This is a genomic window from Pedobacter sp. SL55 (genome assembly GCF_026625705.1).
Classification (GTDB): Bacteria; Bacteroidota; Bacteroidia; order Sphingobacteriales; family Sphingobacteriaceae; genus Pedobacter.
In genome coordinates this window covers 2,490,528-2,506,886 of sequence record NZ_CP113059.1, presented here as the reverse complement: position 1 = coordinate 2,506,886, position 16,359 = coordinate 2,490,528, and the positions used below count along the sequence as shown (strand labels likewise).

Below are 16,359 nucleotides of genomic sequence, written 5' to 3'. Positions count from 1 at the left end.
ATAGTCCTCGGTTTCGCTACGCTTACCTCCGGGCTATACGCTCAATCAGGTTTAGTTAACTTAAAACTATGCTACAAACAAGCTTTGACAAACCTCTATCCTATCTGCTAGAGGTTTGTCAAAGCTAATTTCCTTTTACCATCAATAAATTTTCAAACCACAACAACAAAACGCAAAAAACAGCACAAAAACTCAAAAACATTCAAACACCAATTGTGTAATGATAAATAAATGCTATTTTTGAATATGAAGAAATTTATCCTTACCCTATTAATGTCATTACAGATTGTATTATTGCAAGCGCAATTACACATTATTCCTAAGCCTGTAGACATTAGGCCTGGGCTTTATCCTCAAAACACTATTTCATTAAATTCCAATACGGTAATAGGCATTAGTGACGAAAAGTCCTTGAAAGCCGCTCAGTTTTTAGCCAAATATTTAGCCAAATATTATCATTTAAACCTAAAAATCAGCAGTAACGAAAACGATTTATCTGGCGACAGGATCATGTTGTCAGTAATCAATTTTGAAGACTTTAAACCTCATCAATACTTTATAAACACCGATATCAAAAATATGGTTAACGTAGTTGCCAGTACAGAAGAAGGTTTATTTTACGCGGTACAAACCATCATTCAGCTCCTCCCCCCCCTGAAAACCTCTCCACTTAAATTTCCTTCCGTTTCTGTTATAGATTACCCCCGTTTCGATTACCGTGGCATGCACTTAGATGTAAGCCGTCATTTCTTCGATGTTGCTTTCATCAAACAGTACATCGATTATTTGGCACTTCATAAAATGAACTACTTCCATTGGCATTTAACCGACGACCATGGCTGGAGAATTGAAATCAAAAAATACCCGAAACTAACCGAAGTTGGCGCTTGGCGAAATGGCAGTATCATTGGTTTATGGCCAGGAAAAGGAAATGAAAACATCAAATATCAGGTTTTACCAAATGACGTGAAAATTACGCCTGAAAATGCGGTAATTAAAACAGATGGTATCCGCCACGGTGGTTTTTACACCCAAGACGAAGTTAAAGAAGTAATTAGATACGCTGCCGATAGATACATTACCGTTATCCCAGAAATTGAAATGCCCGCACATAGCATGGCGGCTTTGGCGGCTTATCCAGAGTTTGGCACCGACCCGAAAAGCGGTTACAAAGTAGCAGAAACCTGGGGAATGATGAACAAATACAATAACGTTTTTCAACCTACAGAAAAAACATTTGGCTTTTTAGAAGATGTTTTAACTGAAGTGATGAACCTATTTCCTTCGCAGTACATTCACATTGGTGGCGATGAAGCTTCAAAGATTTGGTGGAAACAATCTGCAGAAACGCAGAAAATTATGAAAGAGAAAGGTATCAAAGATGAGGTTGCCCTGCAAAGTTATTTCATTCATCGTATTGAGAAATTTGTAAACAGTAAAGGTAAAACCATCATTGGTTGGGATGAAATTTTAGATGGAGGCTTAGCTCCCAATGCCATTGTAATGAGTTGGAGAGGCGAAAAAGGGGGAATTGCCGCAGCAAAAGTGAACCAGAAAGTAATTATGTCGCCAGAGGAAAAACTTTATCTTAACCATAAGCAATTTTTGAAGGACGACAGCTTAGCCGCTAATAAATTCTTACCGCTAGAAACGGTTTATAACTACGAACCTGTACCTGCCGAATTAAACGCAGAACAAGCGAAATACATTTGGGGTGCACAGGGTAATTTATGGTCAGAGTATATTGCCAACCCGGCCAAGGTGCAGTATATGCTTTTCCCCCGTATAGATGCACTGAGCGAAATACAATGGTCGCAAAAAGAACAAAAGAGTTACCCAGATTTTCTTAACAGACTAAAAACACAGTTTAAACGATACGATTTAATGGGGATTACTTATAGCAAAAGGTATTTAACTCCGTAATTTTTTCAGCCGCAGCAACTGTTTCGAATATTCGGAATAAACCAATATACTTCCGATAAATACATAATTTCAAAAACTATGGTTTATCTGTGCATTTGTGGCTAATATTAAAAATGCCCTCTTTAAAACTTTATTATAGAATACGATAGAAAAAGTCAATATTTGGACTACAAATCAGAATAAATATGCTTCGCAAAATTATAGCGGTTTTAGTTACCTTAATTACTTTATGGGCTATTAAAGAAACGGTAGTTATTTTTACCACAACAGATGCAGATATTGCACAAAAAAGAGCATTACTTAAATTAGTGAGTTTAAGCATTACTATTCCGTTAATAATTGCGAGTTTATTGTTATGGCGACCAAAACGCGAAGAAGAATTATAATGGCCAACGATAATGATTTTCTGAAGAACTTGGCTTCGCAACTGAGCTGTCCCAAAAATACCGAAGGCATTGAAGTAGCCAATATGATGCACGAGAGCAATATTGGCATGACTAGGGCCGCCATAACTGCGCTCCAAATAAGCGATGGAGATTTAATTCTAGAACTTGGCCATGGTAGCTGCAAACACTTACCCGAAATTTTAGAAAAAGCCCCCAATACCTCATATTATGGTCTAGAAATTTCTGAACTGATGCAAAAACAAGCTTCGGAAGCTAATGAAATAGCTACAAATGCCAACCGTGCCTCTTTTCATTTGTACAATGGGCAGCAAATCCCCTTTCCAAACCAAACGTTTAATAAAATATTAACTGTTAACACCATTTATTTTTGGAAACAGCCCCAAGATTTCATCAGAGAAATTTATCGTGTGCTAAAACCCGGCGGCTATTTTTCCATTGGCTTTGCAGATAAAGATTTTATGGAAAGCTTACCTTTTACAGTTTACGGTTTTGACTTGTACAGTAAAGAGATGGTTTACAACTTGGCAGAAACAGCGGGGCTTAAAATAAAAGACATTGCTTCAATCACAGAAAAAATCAAGAGCAAAACAGGCGACGAAGTGGAAAGACTTTATTACGTAGCACTATTGGCTAAGTAATTATTCCAAAAACTTACGTTTTAATTCTGGCGTAGGCACCCAACAGCTTTCTTGTTTGCCAAACCATTTGTAACGGTTACGGGCAATAATTTTATAAACCGCATTTCTTATAAAGGGCGGCAAAACATTAAACACGTATAATAAAGGCCACAAACCTTTCAGTTTTTTGGCAACCCGCAAAGCAGCGGTAGATTGCTCGTAAACTTTACCGTTTTCCAAAAGAACGAAGCTATCGCCATGGCTTACCTCCAAATCAAAATCAGCCAATGTTTTCGCAGCAAATTTGCTTTGTAGTGCGGCAAATTTAAAATAATCTTTTCGGTCACGCTCTATTACAAATTGTACAGCCCCATTACACAGGTTGCATACGCCATCAAAAAATATTATCGCATTTTCAGTCATTTAATGCAAGTTAGTGAATCTAAGTTAACTAGGTAACATTTCAAAAGAAGTGATTAAGTTTCGTTCTTCTATTTTTTATTTTCAACTTTGGGATAAACAGTTGTAACGCAAAAATAAAAGGAAAGCTAAAAACAACATGGATACAAGATATACTTACGTTAATGGAAACATAGTTTTAGAAAACGAGGCGAAGCTTTTGGTAACGGATTTAGCAATACAACGAGGTTATGGTATTTTTGATTTCCTAAAATTGGTAAATGGCAAACCCATTTTTATTGAAGATTATTTTAACCGATTCTACAATTCTGCCAAAGAAATGAATTTGGAAATAGCGCTAAACCGCGACCAATTGCATGATGCCGTTGCATTGTTGTTAGCTAAAAATAACATCGCCAATTCTAGCCTTAAAATTATTTTGACTGGTGGCTATTCTGAAGATGGATATCAAATTACAAAACCCAACCTAATAATTGTTCAAGCACCTTTCGAATACAACTATTCTAGCTTTAAAAAAGGTTTAACCCTTTTACCTCACAATTACCAGCGCCAATTGGCTTCGGTAAAAACAATCGACTATCTGCAAGCCATACGTTTACAGCCACAACTTAAATTAAAACAAATTGACGATCTACTGTACCACAACAATGGCCAGGTTAGGGAATGCCCAAGAGCGAACATCTTTATAGTGAAGGGCAATGAAATCTTAACACCAAAAACCGATATTTTACGTGGCATAACCAGAAGTAAAATTTTAATTACCAAAATTGATGGATATACCATTAAAGAACAAGATTTTGAATTAACAGATTTGGCCAATGCTGATGAAGCTTTTATCACAAGCTCTACCAAAAACATTTTACCTGTTCTTAGTTTAGATGGAAAAACAATTGGCAATGGCACTCCAGGCAAAGCAACAGCCGCACTTAGTCAAAGTTTTTTAAAGATGATACAAGACTATTAAGCTCATTACTTTAACTACTCGATCACTTCGTAGATTTTGTTGTTCGAAATAGCAATACAACTAAATTTTAAGTCCTAAATAAATCCAATGCAAAAAATATTTGTTTAGCTGATACAAATCTATACCTTAGTTTCGTTAAAATTCTTTAGGCGTTATACCCTTAAAACACTCAAAATGAAGCTATCAAGATTTAACTACTAAAAAAGATAGTTTTTACATGAATCAAAAACCAATATAGTCGATATGAAAATAACAGTAGTAGGTGCTGGTGCCGTAGGCGCCACTTGTGCAGATAACATTGCACGAAAAGAATTAGCAGAAGAACTCGTATTATTAGATATTAAGGAAGGTTTCGCCGAAGGTAAAGCCATAGACATGATGCAAACGGCAACATTGTTAGGTTTCGACACCAAAATTAAAGGCGTTACCAACGATTATAGCCAAACGGCCGGATCGGCTGTTGCCGTAATCACATCGGGCTTACCACGCAAACCCGGGATGACCCGCGAAGAACTGATTGGCATTAATGCGGGCATTGTAAAAGGTGTTGCAGAAAACATCCTTAAATATTCTCCAGATGCAATTATCATTGTAATTAGCAACCCAATGGATACCATGACCTACTTGGCATTGAAATCTTTGGGCTTACCTAAAAACCGTATCATTGGCATGGGCGGTACGTTAGATAGTGCTCGCTTTAAATATTATTTAAGCCAAGCTTTACATTGCAACCCTAACGATTTACAAGGCTTTGTAATTGGTGGCCATGGCGATACTACCATGATACCTTTAACAAGATTTGCTACCTACCAAAGCCTACCGGTTACCAATTTGTTAGATGAAGCTACATTAGAAAAAGTGGCTGCAGAGACCATGGTGGGTGGCGCTACATTAACTGGCTTATTAGGCACATCTGCATGGTACGCTCCGGGCGCTGCTGGTGCCGCATTGGTTGAAGCCATAGTACGTGACGAGAAAAAACTATTTACCTGCTGTGTTGCACTTGAGGGCGAGTACGGACAACAAGATATTTGCCTAGGCGTGCCAGTAATTATTGGAAAAAATGGTTGGGAAAAAATCATCGACTACAAACTAAACGAAAAAGAACAAGCCGCTTTTAATAAAAGTGCTGATGCAGTGCGCAACATGAACAGCGTATTGGCAGAAATGAAATTAGTTTAATTGGGTTAACCGAAGAATTGGTTAACTGTTTAAATCGTACTAAACTGTTAACCTTCCAAACAAATAAACGATTAACCTATTAAAATGAGAACAATTACAGTTCCCTTAACTTTAGTGAATTTACAAGACAACGGTTTCCACATTTTGGTGGAAATTGTTGTTTTTGGAGAAAAGCTTTTTGCCGTAGTTGATACGGGTGCCTCTCGCTCGGTTTTTGACAAATCATTATTAGAAAAGCACGTAGAAGGTTTGCAAGAAAACGAAGAACAACAAGCGGCAACCATTTTTAGCAGTGCCACAACCTTGGTAGGCACCATTCCCCTACTACAAATTGGCAAACTAAAACTACCTAATTACGAAACGGTAGCTATTGATTTGCAAAGCGTTTCTGATACTTACATACAAATGGGTCAACCATCAATTGCTGGTATTATTGGCGGCGATATTTTAACCCAGTTTAATTGTAAGATAGATTATAAAAAGCAGACATTGAAGTTTTATATCGACACGATAGATGCGACTAAACTAGAATTATCTTCTTTAAAAAATGAACAGCGGCTAGACAATTCAATTAAAAAATTATTGTAAAATGTTCACAAAAATTAAAATCACTTTATTTTCATTATTTATTAGCTTTTCTTTCTGCTTCTCTCAAGAAATAAAAATCATAGATAAGCCAATTACCTACGATTCTACACGTGTTCGATTATCATTAGAATACCTAAAGGAAAGACACGGTATCCAGCAAAATACTCCAACCATATACCCCAAAATCATTGTATTACACTGGACCGCAGCCAAAACCTTCTCCTCAACTTTCAACGCATTTAACCCAGCCAAACTACCTAATGGAGATAGAAAAGACATTGCAGCAGTAAGCAGCTTAAATACATCATCGCAATTTTTAATTGATAGAGATGGCGCTATTTATCGGCTAATGCCCGAAAATTACTTTGCCCGCCACGTAATTGGTTTAAACTATTGTGCCATTGGCGTAGAAAATGTGGGCAGCGCCGATTTTCCTTTAACCGATGCACAACTAAAAGCAAACGAACAATTGGTAAGGTATCTACATCAAAAATATAATATCGAGTATTTGATTGGCCATTACGAGTACAGCAAGTTTAAAGGCACTCCATTGTGGAAAGAAACCAACCCAAAATATCTAACCGGTAAAAGTGACCCTGGTGCTGATTTTATGAAAAAAATTAGAAAAAATCTAAAAGACCTAACCTTAAAAGGAGTACCAATTCATTAAACATTCTTATTAGTTCAATATAAATTTCGTTAACTTTATTTCAACCAAACAAAGCAATATGAAATTTTTAAAAATCTTTTGGGGATAATTGTTGTGATTATCGCCATTATTCTAATTGGAAGCTTATTTCTTCCAAAAACCTTTTCTGTAGGCAGGTCAACTAACATAGCAGCATCAGATACAGTGGTTTACAAGAACATTGCCAATTTCAATAGTTTCTTGCAATGGAACCCTTGGTCTAAAATGGATCCCAAAGCAAAAGTTGATATTAGCGGCCCACCTGAGCAAGCAACACACAAATACCATTGGGCAGGAGAAGAATCTGGAGAAGGCGAAATGACCATTACAGGTGCAACACCTTACCAGCAAATTAAAATGGATTTAAAATTTATTAAGCCTTTCGAGAGCTTAGCCAATGTAGCTTTTGATTTAACAAAAGAAGGTACTTCTACCAAAGTAACTTGGACAATGAGTGGCGAAAACAACATCATCAGTAAATGGATGTGTTTAGTGATGGGCGGCATGGATAAAATGATAGGTAAAGACTTTGAAGCCGGATTAAAATCTCTTAAAGAAAAATCGGAACAGAAATAGGAAAACCCTTAACCAAACCAGCCTTAAATTTTACTGGGGGCGATTATTTTTTGTGATACAAACAAAAACTTTGGTAGGCTGTTAGTTAACAAACAGTAAAAATTACAACAATAAGCAGATAATATTTTTTTATCTGCTTTTTTTTAAACTATTTGCCTCTTGATGAATTTACTACTAGTTGAAGATGAACCGAATGTAGTTTCGGTGGTGGTGCGTGGTCTTTCTGCCGAAGGATTTAACGTGAGTGTTGCGCCAGATGGCACTACGGGAGAAAAAATGGCCTTAGCCAACCATTTCGATCTAATTATCTTAGACATTATGCTTCCTGGCATTAATGGTTTAGAACTATGTAAAATCATCAAAAAAGAAAAACCCAATGTGCCCATCATCATGTTAACCGCTTTGGGTACTACCGAAAATGTAGTTAATGGCTTAGATAACGGTGCCGATGACTACCTCATTAAACCTTTTAAATTTGCAGAATTATCTGCCCGCATCCGTATGTTGTTGCGACGCTACAACGGCGCTACAACGCCAGATCAGCTCATCAACATTGGTAGTTTGCAAATTAACCTTACTGCAAAAAGTGTAAAAAGAGACGGCACTGAAGTAACCCTAACGGCTACAGAATATCGTTTACTAGAATTTATGGCTAGAAATAAGTCTAAAATTTTATCGAGAATTGATATCTTAGAAAATGTGTGGGATATAGATTTTAATCTAGGCACCAACGTGGTAGATGTTTATGTAAATTACCTACGTAAAAAAATAGACAAAAATAGCGATCAAAAACTAATACATACCGCCGTTGGTTTGGGATATGTATTGAAAGAAACTTAATGCAACTAGCCAAAAAAATAACCTTATTATTCGCCATCTTATCTGCCGTTATCATTTCTTTACTTAGCGGCTTTGTTTGGTATTTCTCTAACGAGTTCGCCTTCGAAGATTTTTACAAACGCTTAGAGGCAAGGGTAAATATTGCCGCACAAATTAAATTGGTAAAAGACGAAAACAATGATGCTTATGCCAAAATGCGAGCCCAATATTTAGAACGCCTACCTTCTGAGAAAGAGTATGTAATTAAAGCCGATACCAATACACACCCGAACATAAAAACAGATGATGCACTGCCCAAAAGTTTTTTCGATAAAATAAGCGAAGGCAAAACGGCACGTTACCGAAAAGAAAATCACTTTTACGCCGGAAAAGTAACTTTGACATCTATGGCCAAGGTTATATCGTTATCATTGCGGCCAATGATCCTTTTGGTTTTAGAGAACTAAAAGATTTACAAAAAATTCTGATTGCTGGTTTCTTTTTGTCGGTTTTTCTTTCTTTTATAGTAGGCTGGAAATTTTCTAACTATACGCTAGTGCCGCTTCGTAATATCATTAAAAGTATGAAGAAGATTAAGGCAGAAAACCTACACTTACGTTTGGATGTAAAAAGTTACGGAGGCGATGAGATGTCTGATCTTGCGCAAACTTTCAATAACATGCTGAACAGATTAGAAACTGCTTTTGAAACGCAAAACAATTTCATCAGCAATGCTTCGCACGAATTAAGAACACCGCTAACCATCATTAGTGGCGAAGTAGAATTGGCCACCAGGGCCGAAATGGGTTCCAAGGAGCATTTGGCTGCATTAGCAAAAATTAAAAGCGAGGCTGATAGATTAGAGCACATCTTAACCAGCTTATTAGGTTTGGCACAATCTGGCTTTAACGGAAAAGTGCAACCCCGAGAATTGGTTAGAATAGACGAATTGCTTTGGGAAATTACCGATGCCGTGATACAGGTTCATCCAGAAAGTAAGATACAACTAGACTTGAATGAGCTACCAGAAGACGAAGCCGCAGTTACATTAAGAGCAAACAAAAACCTCTTAAAGTTGGCGCTGACCAACATTGTAAGCAACGCCTGTAAATATTCTGATTTTAAACCCGTTTCTGTAAAGCTAGAAAGCAATGGTTCGCTGTTATCAATTGCTGTAATAGACCAGGGCATTGGCATCCCTCAAAACGATATTCAACATATTTTTGAACCTTTTTTTAGAGCATCTAACACGTCTAACTTTAAAGGCTACGGGGTTGGCTTGCCCTTGTCGTTAAATATTATTAGATTGCACCGTGGTAGCATAGGCATTAAAACTCAAGAAGGTTTTGGCACCGAAATTAAAGTAATGCTACCGGTTATTGTGGATATGCCCTAGTAGCATCTAACCCAAAACAGAACTTATTGAAATTCTAATACCGTTCTAATCTCATTCTTAAGCGGCTATAATTTCTTCGCCCTAAACTTGTATTAAATATTTATTTAAACATTTAAACATAAGGGTTATGAAAAGAATATTAGTTCCAACAGATTTTAATGTAGAAAGCACCAAGATTATTGACGCAATTGCACTACACTCGGGTTTAGAAGAAGTAACTGTTATCTTTTTACACGCTTTCAAACTGTCTGACTCTATTACCGATATGCTAATGTTAAGCAGACGAAGCAGAGACTACGAAAACATCAGTGAAGAGTTCAACAATAAAATAGACGCCTATACTATTAAATACCAAAACAAAGTTAAAGGTATTGGTGTAGAATATTTTTATGGAAGTACTGCTGCTGCTTTCAGAAACTTACTCGAAGGTTTGCAGATAGACTTGATTGTTTATCCGAAGAACTACAACTTCAAGCCTATCAATAAATACAGTATCGACCCAAAATATTTAACCGCTCGCAGTGGTTGTGAAGTTTTAGAACTAGATACTGAAGTAATTGCCAACGAGCAAGAACTTTTCGATACCAAAATACAATCTACAGGAGTAGAGAAAAAAGGTATCGGCTTAATCAATTTTATTTTAAAAATAAATACCCAAAGTCATGCTATTACGAAAAAACATACCTATTACCTATATTTTTGGGAAAATTAAACAAGAATTACTCTTTGTGATACTTTACTCTGTTGGAGTAGTTATACTTTATCAGAATTTCCATGTTACTCGTATCTCAATTCCTATTGCGGTACCAGCTTTATTAGGAACAATTATATCGTTATTGTTGGCTTTTAGATCTAACCAAGCTTATGATAGATGGTGGGAAGCAAGAATTTTGTGGGGCGCTATTGTAAACGATTCAAGATCTCTGGCCAGACAGATCATGTCTTTTGTGGATAGCCCTTACGCTTCGGAAGAAGTTGATGCATTTAAAAGCAAATTTATTAAAAGACAGATTGCTTGGTGTTATGCTTTAAGCCAGTCGCTTAGAGGTTACAGTTCATCTAAAGGGTTGGACAGATATTTAAGCGCCGATGAATTCGCCTATATTAAGAAGCAAAATAATGTAACTATGGCTTTACTAGAGTTGCATGCCATGGATTTAAAAAAAGCGCTTAAAGAAGGCTGGATTAACAAATACCAACAAATTGAGATAGATAAAACTTTAAATGCTTTGTGTAACCACATGGGTGGATGCGAACGTATCAAGAAAACCATTTTCCCGGTTACTTATAGCAAGTACATCCACATGTCTATCTTCTTGTTTATCATGATGTTGCCCTTTGGCCTCATCGAATATTTTGGTTTCATGGAAATTCCTGTAGTGGTTTCTATTTCAGTGTTTTTTCTATTGGTAGAAAAAATGGCCGTACACCTGCAAGACCCTTTTGAAAGCAAGCCTACAGACACGCCTACCACTACCATTTGTAGAACCATTGAAAAAGATTTGTGCCAAATGTTAGATGACGATAAACTTTTCGAAGACAAGGCTCACGTAGATATGGCTCCTGTAGGTTCGTACTATATTTTGTAAAGAATTTCTAAATGTTGTTTTTGATTACAATGAACCCTCTTCTGCTTAGCAGGGAGGGTTTAATTGTAAAAACAATTGTAACATAACGCAAGTTATGGATATTACTTATTTATTATCAAAGTATTGAATGCCTTTTCAAACTTACAACCCGAGTTCGACTGTTAACACATTGATAATTAACCTTTAAAGCTGATGCTGAAATAAATTTAGCATGACGAACTGTCAATTTTCCGTTACCCTGAATTTATTTCAGGGTCGGCGAACTCAATAAGTTTAAATAATGCCGTAAAATAAACAAATAATAATCGAACTCAGGTTTATAAGATTGCTTCGTGCCTCGCAATGACGAAATGTACAAAAAAACCTCCCAAGAATTAACTTGGAAGGTTTGTATAAAGCTTTCCGCTTTAGTCTTTTAGCTAAAACCTCAATTTAAGCATCAATTTTCGCATATTTTGCATTACGCTCAATAAAATCCCTACGTGGCGCAACTTCATCGCCCATTAACATAGAGAAAGTATGATCGCATTCTGCAGCATTTTCTATGGTTGCCTGCATCAAGATACGGCGAGCAGGATCTAAAGTAGTTTCCCACAGTTGCTCTGCGTTCATCTCTCCCAAACCTTTGTAACGTTGGATATGCACACTTTCTTCTTTACCGGCACCTTTTAAACGCTGTATCGCAGCATCACGTTGGGTATCGTTCCAGGCATATTCAAAATCTTTTCCTTTTTTAACCTGATAAAGTGGTGGCGCAGCAATGTAAACGTAACCCGCTTCAATTAACGGTTTCATGTAACGGAAAAAGAAAGTTAAAATTAAGGTAGTAATGTGCGAACCATCGATATCCGCATCAGTCATGATTACGATTTTGTGATAACGTAATTTAGCAAGGTTTAAAGCTTTATCGTCTTCTTCGGTACCAATGCTTACACCTAAAGCGGTAAACATATTTTTAATCTCATCGTTCTCGTAGATTTTATGCTCCATTGCTTTTTCTACGTTCAAGATTTTTCCCTTTAATGGCAAAATAGCTTGAAAGTTACGATCGCGACCTTGCTTGGCGGTACCACCCGCCGAGTCACCCTCTACTAGGAATAACTCACATTTTTCTGGATCACTGTCCGAGCAATCGGCCAGTTTACCTGGTAAACCAGAGCCGCCCATTACGCTCTTACGCTGCACCATTTCGCGAGCTTTACGAGCCGCAGCTCTAGCCGTTGCTGCTAAAATTACCTTGTTGATGATCATTTTAGCTTCTTTAGGGTTTTCTTCTAGGTAATTACCTAAAGCTTCGCCTACGGCAACGTCTACCGCACCCATTACCTCACTATTACCTAGTTTAGTTTTGGTTTGCCCTTCAAATTGAGGCTCTTGTACTTTTACAGAAACAACGGCAGTTAACCCCTCTCTAAAGTCATCGCCGGTAATTTCCATCTTAAGGTTTTTTAACAAACCAGACTTATCGGCATAAGCCTTTAGCGTACGTGTTAAACCTCTACGGAAACCTGCAATATGCGTACCGCCCTCATGCGTGTTAATATTGTTTACGTAAGAGTGTACATTCTCCGAATAGCTATCGTTATACTGGAAAGCCAACTCAACAGGAATACCATTTTTAATACCTTCGATATAGATTGGCTCTGGTAAAAACGATGCTCTTGTGCCATCTAAAAAGGCTACAAACTCTTTTAAACCACCATCAGAGTGGAAAACTTCTTGATAAAAACTTCCGTCTTCTAGTTCTTCACGCTCGTCGGTTAACGTTAAAGTAATGCCTTTATTTAAGAAAGCAAGTTCACGTAAACGACCAGCCAAAGTATCGTATTTATACTCGGTAGTTTGGGTAAAAATGGTTGGGTCTGGACTAAAAGTTACAATGGTACCCCTTTTATCCGTAGTGCCAACTTCTTTTACATCGTACTGTGGCACCCCAATTTCGTACTCCTGCATCCAGATTTTACCTTCGCGGTGCACCTCTGCTTTTAAGTGGGTAGATAAGGCGTTAACACAACTTACCCCCACCCCGTGCAAACCACCAGAAACCTTGTAGGTATCTTTATCGAATTTACCACCAGCGTGCAAAACGGTCATTACAATTTCTAATGCCGATTTATTTTCTTTTGTATTGATACCAGTTGGAATACCACGACCGTTATCTTCAACCCTAATAGAGTTGCCTTTTAAAATATTTACATAGATGGTATCTGCATGACCCGCCAAAGCCTCGTCAATAGAGTTATCTACAACTTCATAAACCAAATGGTGCAAACCTTTAACTCCGGTATCACCAATATACATCGAAGGACGCTTACGAACAGCCTCTAAACCTTCTAAAACCTGTATATTATCTGCCGAATAATTAGAGTTTGGATTTTTTTCTTCGCTCATATTTATGTGAAAAATTAGAATCAAAAATACGCAATTTTTATGGATTTCGCCCTATTGTGGATAACTATTCGGGTGTTAAAATCATCATTAAAACATCGGGTTTTAAAGCACATAGAAATGCTTTTTAACGCACTTTAAACACCTACTTTAACCATCATTAAATGATTATTGAAAACCGAATTTAGGATGTTCGGTTTTGATTTTTATATTTGTTGAAATTTACAAAAACAGAATGAGACTAAACACAGTAAAATTTAGCGGCTTAGCTACTGCAATTGCCATCGTTTCTATCATGAGCGCTTGCGGAAATAAAGAAACAAAAACGGAAGGAACAGCAGCAAAACCGGCTGTAACTGTAGATGCGAATAAAGACAAAATTGTTTTTGTTGATTCGGATTCGCTTTTGAACCAATACGAGTATTTTAAAGTACTAAAACCAAAATGGAAGCTAAAGGCAAAGCTGCTGATGCAGACCTTAAAGCTAAAGGACAAGCTTTCCAACGCGATATGCAACAATATCAGTCGCAAGCAAATGGCATGACTGCCGAACAAAGAGCTGCGACAGAAGAAAGATTGGGACGTAAACAACAAGAATTACAAGCCTACCAACAAAATGCCGGGGCGGCTTTCCAAAATGAGCAAGCTAAAGAGCAAGAAGCGCTTTACAATAAAGTTGCCGATTACCTAAAAGGATATGCTAAAGAAAAAGGCTATAAAATGGTATTAAAATATCAAAAAGGAATGGGCGATATTCTTTTCGCTGACGAAAGCTTAGACGTAACTAAAGAAGTGATTAAGGGCTTAAACGAAGCTTATAGCAAAGAGAAGAAGTAAGTTTTTTTTGCAAAAGAATTAAAGTCTCGCACAAAGCGGGACTTTTTTTTATGCCTTTTTTCGTCATTGCGAGGCACGAAGCAATCGTACTACTCCAATAATACGCTTTAAGATTGCTTCGTACCTCGCAATGACGATTTTACGAATAGCCTTTCTATTTCAACTGTAACATCCAACAACCTTTCATCATCTAAATTGTTGTTAAAGCAGAGAATGAACAAATATCAACAGCAAATAGAAATAGAACTACATTTTTGGAAATTGGAAGTGATGAAAAAACCATCGCTGATGGGAAATATTGCCACTAAAGTTCAAACCAAGATTAACAGCTACATCCCCCAGAAAGTTCACAAAGCCATTACCGTTACCATTAAACAAATGGTAAAAGCCGTACTTTTCGGATCCGAAATTACTAGTTCTGATATGCCGCCGGCAGAGATGAGCTTAATGCATCGAGAAGCTTTAGTAAAAGCCAAAATAGACAGCTACTGCAAAACTGGCGCTACCGAAGGTGGCATTACCGGCGCAGGTGGTTTTTTAATGAGCATGGCTGATCTCCCGATATTGATTGCTATTAAACTTAAACTGCTTTATGAAATTGCTGCCCTTTATGGCTTCAACACCAGCGATTTTAGGGAACGCCTGTATATCCTGCATATTTTTCAGCTAGCATTTTCTAGCCAAACAAGCAGTCAGAAAACATTTGCCCAAATGGAAAAATGGAATGAAAAGCTTTTCTTACTTCCCGAAAACGGGGATGGCTTTGACTGGCAAACTTTTCAGCAAGAATACCGTGACTATATTGATTTGGCTAAACTTGCTCAATTACTACCGAGTAGTTGGAGCCGCCGTGGGTGCAGTAGCCAATTATCAGCTCATTAAAAAGCTAGGCAAAACCGCAATGATGTGCTATAGAATGAGAAAATTAGAGGTGGAATACATTCATCAAACAAACAACCACAACCTATAAGAAATAGCGCTTTTTTAAAGTGCTGCTTTTACCAAATAGGGCAAAATCTCTTTCTGAAAAGTGACAAAGTTTTTGCGCACATCAGAATCGCTTACCGAAGTAAACGCGAAGGAGAACACAATGCTTTTACTGGCCTTTAAAAGAAATGCCAAGCCACCCCTGCGAGCAGGATTATTTTTAAAGTGATCTAGCTCCAGATAGGCAGATAGCAACAATGCCTCCAACTGATCGGAAAGGTGTTTTAAAAACTCTTGCGAATTGGCGTTCTCACGTACAAAATCCCAGCCGATAAACTCGTTACAAGCAGTAAAAGAAAGGCGGCAGGTTTTCATTACCAAGGCTTTCAGGTGCTCTTCTTCGTTAGCAAATTTTACCTTGTTAGACAAAATGCCATGCAGGTTCACATCAAGATAATCCATTAAAATAAAATCGAGTACTTGTTCTTTGCTTTCGAAATATTTATAGATAGTTGCTTTGGCAATACGTGCTTTTTTAGCGATTTCGTTTACACTGGTTTTATGATAACCGTATTTTCTAAACAGCTCTTTTGCGGCCCTAAGGATACTTTCTTTTATTTTTTCTGGTTCCATTAATTTCTTACTGATAAAGTAATACCCGAGATTACTACATCATATTTTTTTAGTGCCCGCTCTGCCGGATATTTTTGTGGACTACCATCTAACAACAGAAACTTACCACCAGAACATGGATCGGTAGCCGTAAAACCACTATCATCTGGTGTAACTGCGCAAGCCTTTTCTGGGTTTACGGTACTACAGCGATCAAAAGCTAAGTAAGCACCCGTGGGCGATTTCACGATCATCAGCCCTGCTACGCCTTGGTTGGGCACCAAGAGCACATTATTTTTGGCGTAAATACTAAATTCTTGCAGCGTAACATCATAACGTACTGGATAATCGGGCACAAAATTTTCTTCCTTACCGCAAGATGCGAAGAGTAGAAATAAAAATCCTATGACCAAAATCCTCTTCATG

General features: G+C 37.4%; 19 protein-coding genes and 1 pseudogene. 16 read left to right on the top strand and 4 right to left on the bottom strand.

Annotation, left to right across the window (positions count from 1 at the left end):
- Positions 1-246 precede the first annotated feature (246 nt).
- From OVA16_RS11305 to OVA16_RS11295, 3 genes are all read left to right on the top strand, one after another.
- Positions 247-1,923, top strand: coding sequence for a beta-N-acetylhexosaminidase (locus OVA16_RS11305; RefSeq protein WP_267759400.1), 1,677 nt, complete (start codon positions 247-249; stop codon positions 1,921-1,923).
- Between the two features lie 185 nt (positions 1,924-2,108).
- On the top strand, positions 2,109-2,309 hold the full coding sequence (locus tag OVA16_RS11300) for a hypothetical protein (protein ID WP_267759398.1): 201 nt from the start codon (positions 2,109-2,111) through the stop codon (positions 2,307-2,309).
- On the top strand, positions 2,309-2,968 hold the full coding sequence (locus OVA16_RS11295; RefSeq protein WP_267759397.1) for a class I SAM-dependent methyltransferase: 660 nt from the start codon (positions 2,309-2,311) through the stop codon (positions 2,966-2,968). The genes OVA16_RS11300 and OVA16_RS11295 overlap by 1 nt, the downstream gene beginning before the upstream one ends.
- Here the strand turns inward: OVA16_RS11295 and OVA16_RS11290 are convergent, their stop codons facing one another.
- Complete coding sequence (locus OVA16_RS11290; RefSeq protein ID WP_267759395.1) at positions 2,969-3,370, bottom strand: thiol-disulfide oxidoreductase DCC family protein; 402 nt, start codon at positions 3,368-3,370, stop codon at positions 2,969-2,971.
- Between the two features lie 136 nt (positions 3,371-3,506).
- Between OVA16_RS11290 and OVA16_RS11285 the strand changes: the two genes are divergently transcribed.
- From OVA16_RS11285 to OVA16_RS11240, 10 genes are all read left to right on the top strand, one after another.
- Positions 3,507-4,331, top strand: coding sequence for an aminotransferase class IV (locus tag OVA16_RS11285; protein ID WP_267759393.1), 825 nt, complete (start codon positions 3,507-3,509; stop codon positions 4,329-4,331).
- A gap of 243 nt (positions 4,332-4,574) precedes the next feature.
- On the top strand, positions 4,575-5,513 hold the full coding sequence (mdh, locus tag OVA16_RS11280) for a malate dehydrogenase (RefSeq protein WP_267759391.1): 939 nt from the start codon (positions 4,575-4,577) through the stop codon (positions 5,511-5,513).
- 84 nt (positions 5,514-5,597) lie between these two features.
- The gene (locus OVA16_RS11275; RefSeq protein ID WP_267759389.1) at positions 5,598-6,101 is read left to right on the top strand and encodes an aspartyl protease family protein; all 504 of its coding nucleotides are present in this window, start codon (positions 5,598-5,600) and stop codon (positions 6,099-6,101) included.
- A gap of 1 nt (position 6,102) precedes the next feature.
- Positions 6,103-6,771, top strand: a complete 669-nt coding sequence (locus tag OVA16_RS11270; RefSeq protein ID WP_267759387.1) for an N-acetylmuramoyl-L-alanine amidase — start codon at positions 6,103-6,105, stop codon at positions 6,769-6,771.
- Between the two features lie 93 nt (positions 6,772-6,864).
- Positions 6,865-7,365: an SRPBCC family protein gene (locus tag OVA16_RS11265; protein WP_267759385.1), complete on the top strand. Its 501-nt coding sequence runs from the start codon at positions 6,865-6,867 to the stop codon at positions 7,363-7,365.
- A gap of 162 nt (positions 7,366-7,527) precedes the next feature.
- Complete coding sequence (locus tag OVA16_RS11260; RefSeq protein ID WP_267759383.1) at positions 7,528-8,205, top strand: response regulator transcription factor; 678 nt, start codon at positions 7,528-7,530, stop codon at positions 8,203-8,205.
- Positions 8,205-8,651: a hypothetical protein gene (locus OVA16_RS11255; protein ID WP_267759381.1), complete on the top strand. Its 447-nt coding sequence runs from the start codon at positions 8,205-8,207 to the stop codon at positions 8,649-8,651. Before OVA16_RS11260 ends, OVA16_RS11255 begins: the two co-directional genes overlap by 1 nt.
- A gap of 116 nt (positions 8,652-8,767) precedes the next feature.
- On the top strand, positions 8,768-9,580 hold the full coding sequence (locus OVA16_RS11250) for a sensor histidine kinase (RefSeq protein ID WP_267759379.1): 813 nt from the start codon (positions 8,768-8,770) through the stop codon (positions 9,578-9,580).
- Between the two features lie 127 nt (positions 9,581-9,707).
- The gene (locus OVA16_RS11245) at positions 9,708-10,292 is read left to right on the top strand and encodes a hypothetical protein (protein WP_267759377.1); all 585 of its coding nucleotides are present in this window, start codon (positions 9,708-9,710) and stop codon (positions 10,290-10,292) included.
- Positions 10,243-11,169 (top strand): bestrophin family protein, encoded by a 927-nt coding sequence (locus OVA16_RS11240; protein ID WP_267759375.1) that lies wholly within the window; start codon positions 10,243-10,245, stop codon positions 11,167-11,169. Before OVA16_RS11245 ends, OVA16_RS11240 begins: the two co-directional genes overlap by 50 nt.
- A gap of 432 nt (positions 11,170-11,601) precedes the next feature.
- Here the strand turns inward: OVA16_RS11240 and gyrB are convergent, their stop codons facing one another.
- Positions 11,602-13,560 carry a DNA topoisomerase (ATP-hydrolyzing) subunit B gene (gyrB, locus tag OVA16_RS11235; RefSeq protein WP_267759373.1) on the bottom strand — a complete coding sequence of 653 codons (1,959 nt, stop codon included), beginning with the start codon at positions 13,558-13,560 and terminating at the stop codon, positions 11,602-11,604.
- A 232-nt stretch (positions 13,561-13,792) separates the two neighbouring features.
- Between gyrB and OVA16_RS20080 the strand changes: the two genes are divergently transcribed.
- The 3 genes and pseudogenes from OVA16_RS20080 (at position 13,793) to OVA16_RS11225 (ending at position 15,364) form a co-directional block, all read left to right on the top strand.
- Positions 13,793-14,101, top strand: a complete 309-nt coding sequence (locus tag OVA16_RS20080) for a hypothetical protein (RefSeq protein WP_324288366.1) — start codon at positions 13,793-13,795, stop codon at positions 14,099-14,101.
- Positions 14,002-14,394, top strand: a complete 393-nt coding sequence (locus tag OVA16_RS11230) for an OmpH family outer membrane protein (RefSeq protein WP_324288365.1) — start codon at positions 14,002-14,004, stop codon at positions 14,392-14,394. Before OVA16_RS20080 ends, OVA16_RS11230 begins: the two co-directional genes overlap by 100 nt.
- 213 nt (positions 14,395-14,607) lie before the next feature.
- Positions 14,608-15,364 (top strand): annotated as a pseudogene (locus OVA16_RS11225) (EcsC family protein).
- Between the two features lie 14 nt (positions 15,365-15,378).
- Here OVA16_RS11225 and OVA16_RS11220 read toward each other — a convergent pair.
- Both OVA16_RS11220 and OVA16_RS11215 read right to left on the bottom strand, forming a co-directional pair.
- Complete coding sequence (locus OVA16_RS11220) at positions 15,379-15,954, bottom strand: TetR/AcrR family transcriptional regulator (protein WP_267759369.1); 576 nt, start codon at positions 15,952-15,954, stop codon at positions 15,379-15,381.
- On the bottom strand, positions 15,954-16,358 hold the full coding sequence (locus tag OVA16_RS11215; protein ID WP_267759368.1) for a hypothetical protein: 405 nt from the start codon (positions 16,356-16,358) through the stop codon (positions 15,954-15,956). The genes OVA16_RS11220 and OVA16_RS11215 overlap by 1 nt, the downstream gene beginning before the upstream one ends.
- Position 16,359 lies beyond the last annotated feature (1 nt).

What these genes read in the sequence shown, in the direction of transcription:
- OVA16_RS11305 (WP_267759400.1), top strand. Translation starts at nt 247, where the DNA reads ATGAAGAAATTTATCCTTACCCTATTAATGTCATTACAGATTGTATTA.
- OVA16_RS11300 (WP_267759398.1), top strand. Translation starts at nt 2,109, where the DNA reads ATGCTTCGCAAAATTATAGCGGTTTTAGTTACCTTAATTACTTTATGG.
- OVA16_RS11295 (WP_267759397.1), top strand. Translation starts at nt 2,309, where the DNA reads ATGGCCAACGATAATGATTTTCTGAAGAACTTGGCTTCGCAACTGAGC.
- OVA16_RS11290 (WP_267759395.1), bottom strand. Translation starts at nt 3,370, where the DNA reads ATGACTGAAAATGCGATAATATTTTTTGATGGCGTATGCAACCTGTGT.
- OVA16_RS11285 (WP_267759393.1), top strand. Translation starts at nt 3,507, where the DNA reads ATGGATACAAGATATACTTACGTTAATGGAAACATAGTTTTAGAAAAC.
- mdh (WP_267759391.1), top strand. Translation starts at nt 4,575, where the DNA reads ATGAAAATAACAGTAGTAGGTGCTGGTGCCGTAGGCGCCACTTGTGCA.
- OVA16_RS11275 (WP_267759389.1), top strand. Translation starts at nt 5,598, where the DNA reads ATGAGAACAATTACAGTTCCCTTAACTTTAGTGAATTTACAAGACAAC.
- OVA16_RS11270 (WP_267759387.1), top strand. Translation starts at nt 6,103, where the DNA reads ATGTTCACAAAAATTAAAATCACTTTATTTTCATTATTTATTAGCTTT.
- OVA16_RS11260 (WP_267759383.1), top strand. Translation starts at nt 7,528, where the DNA reads ATGAATTTACTACTAGTTGAAGATGAACCGAATGTAGTTTCGGTGGTG.
- OVA16_RS11255 (WP_267759381.1), top strand. Translation starts at nt 8,205, where the DNA reads ATGCAACTAGCCAAAAAAATAACCTTATTATTCGCCATCTTATCTGCC.
- OVA16_RS11250 (WP_267759379.1), top strand. Translation starts at nt 8,768, where the DNA reads ATGAAGAAGATTAAGGCAGAAAACCTACACTTACGTTTGGATGTAAAA.
- OVA16_RS11245 (WP_267759377.1), top strand. Translation starts at nt 9,708, where the DNA reads ATGAAAAGAATATTAGTTCCAACAGATTTTAATGTAGAAAGCACCAAG.
- OVA16_RS11240 (WP_267759375.1), top strand. Translation starts at nt 10,243, where the DNA reads ATGCTATTACGAAAAAACATACCTATTACCTATATTTTTGGGAAAATT.
- gyrB (WP_267759373.1), bottom strand. Translation starts at nt 13,560, where the DNA reads ATGAGCGAAGAAAAAAATCCAAACTCTAATTATTCGGCAGATAATATA.
- OVA16_RS20080 (WP_324288366.1), top strand. Translation starts at nt 13,793, where the DNA reads ATGAGACTAAACACAGTAAAATTTAGCGGCTTAGCTACTGCAATTGCC.
- OVA16_RS11230 (WP_324288365.1), top strand. Translation starts at nt 14,002, where the DNA reads ATGGAAGCTAAAGGCAAAGCTGCTGATGCAGACCTTAAAGCTAAAGGA.
- OVA16_RS11220 (WP_267759369.1), bottom strand. Translation starts at nt 15,954, where the DNA reads ATGGAACCAGAAAAAATAAAAGAAAGTATCCTTAGGGCCGCAAAAGAG.
- OVA16_RS11215 (WP_267759368.1), bottom strand. Translation starts at nt 16,358, where the DNA reads ATGAAGAGGATTTTGGTCATAGGATTTTTATTTCTACTCTTCGCATCT.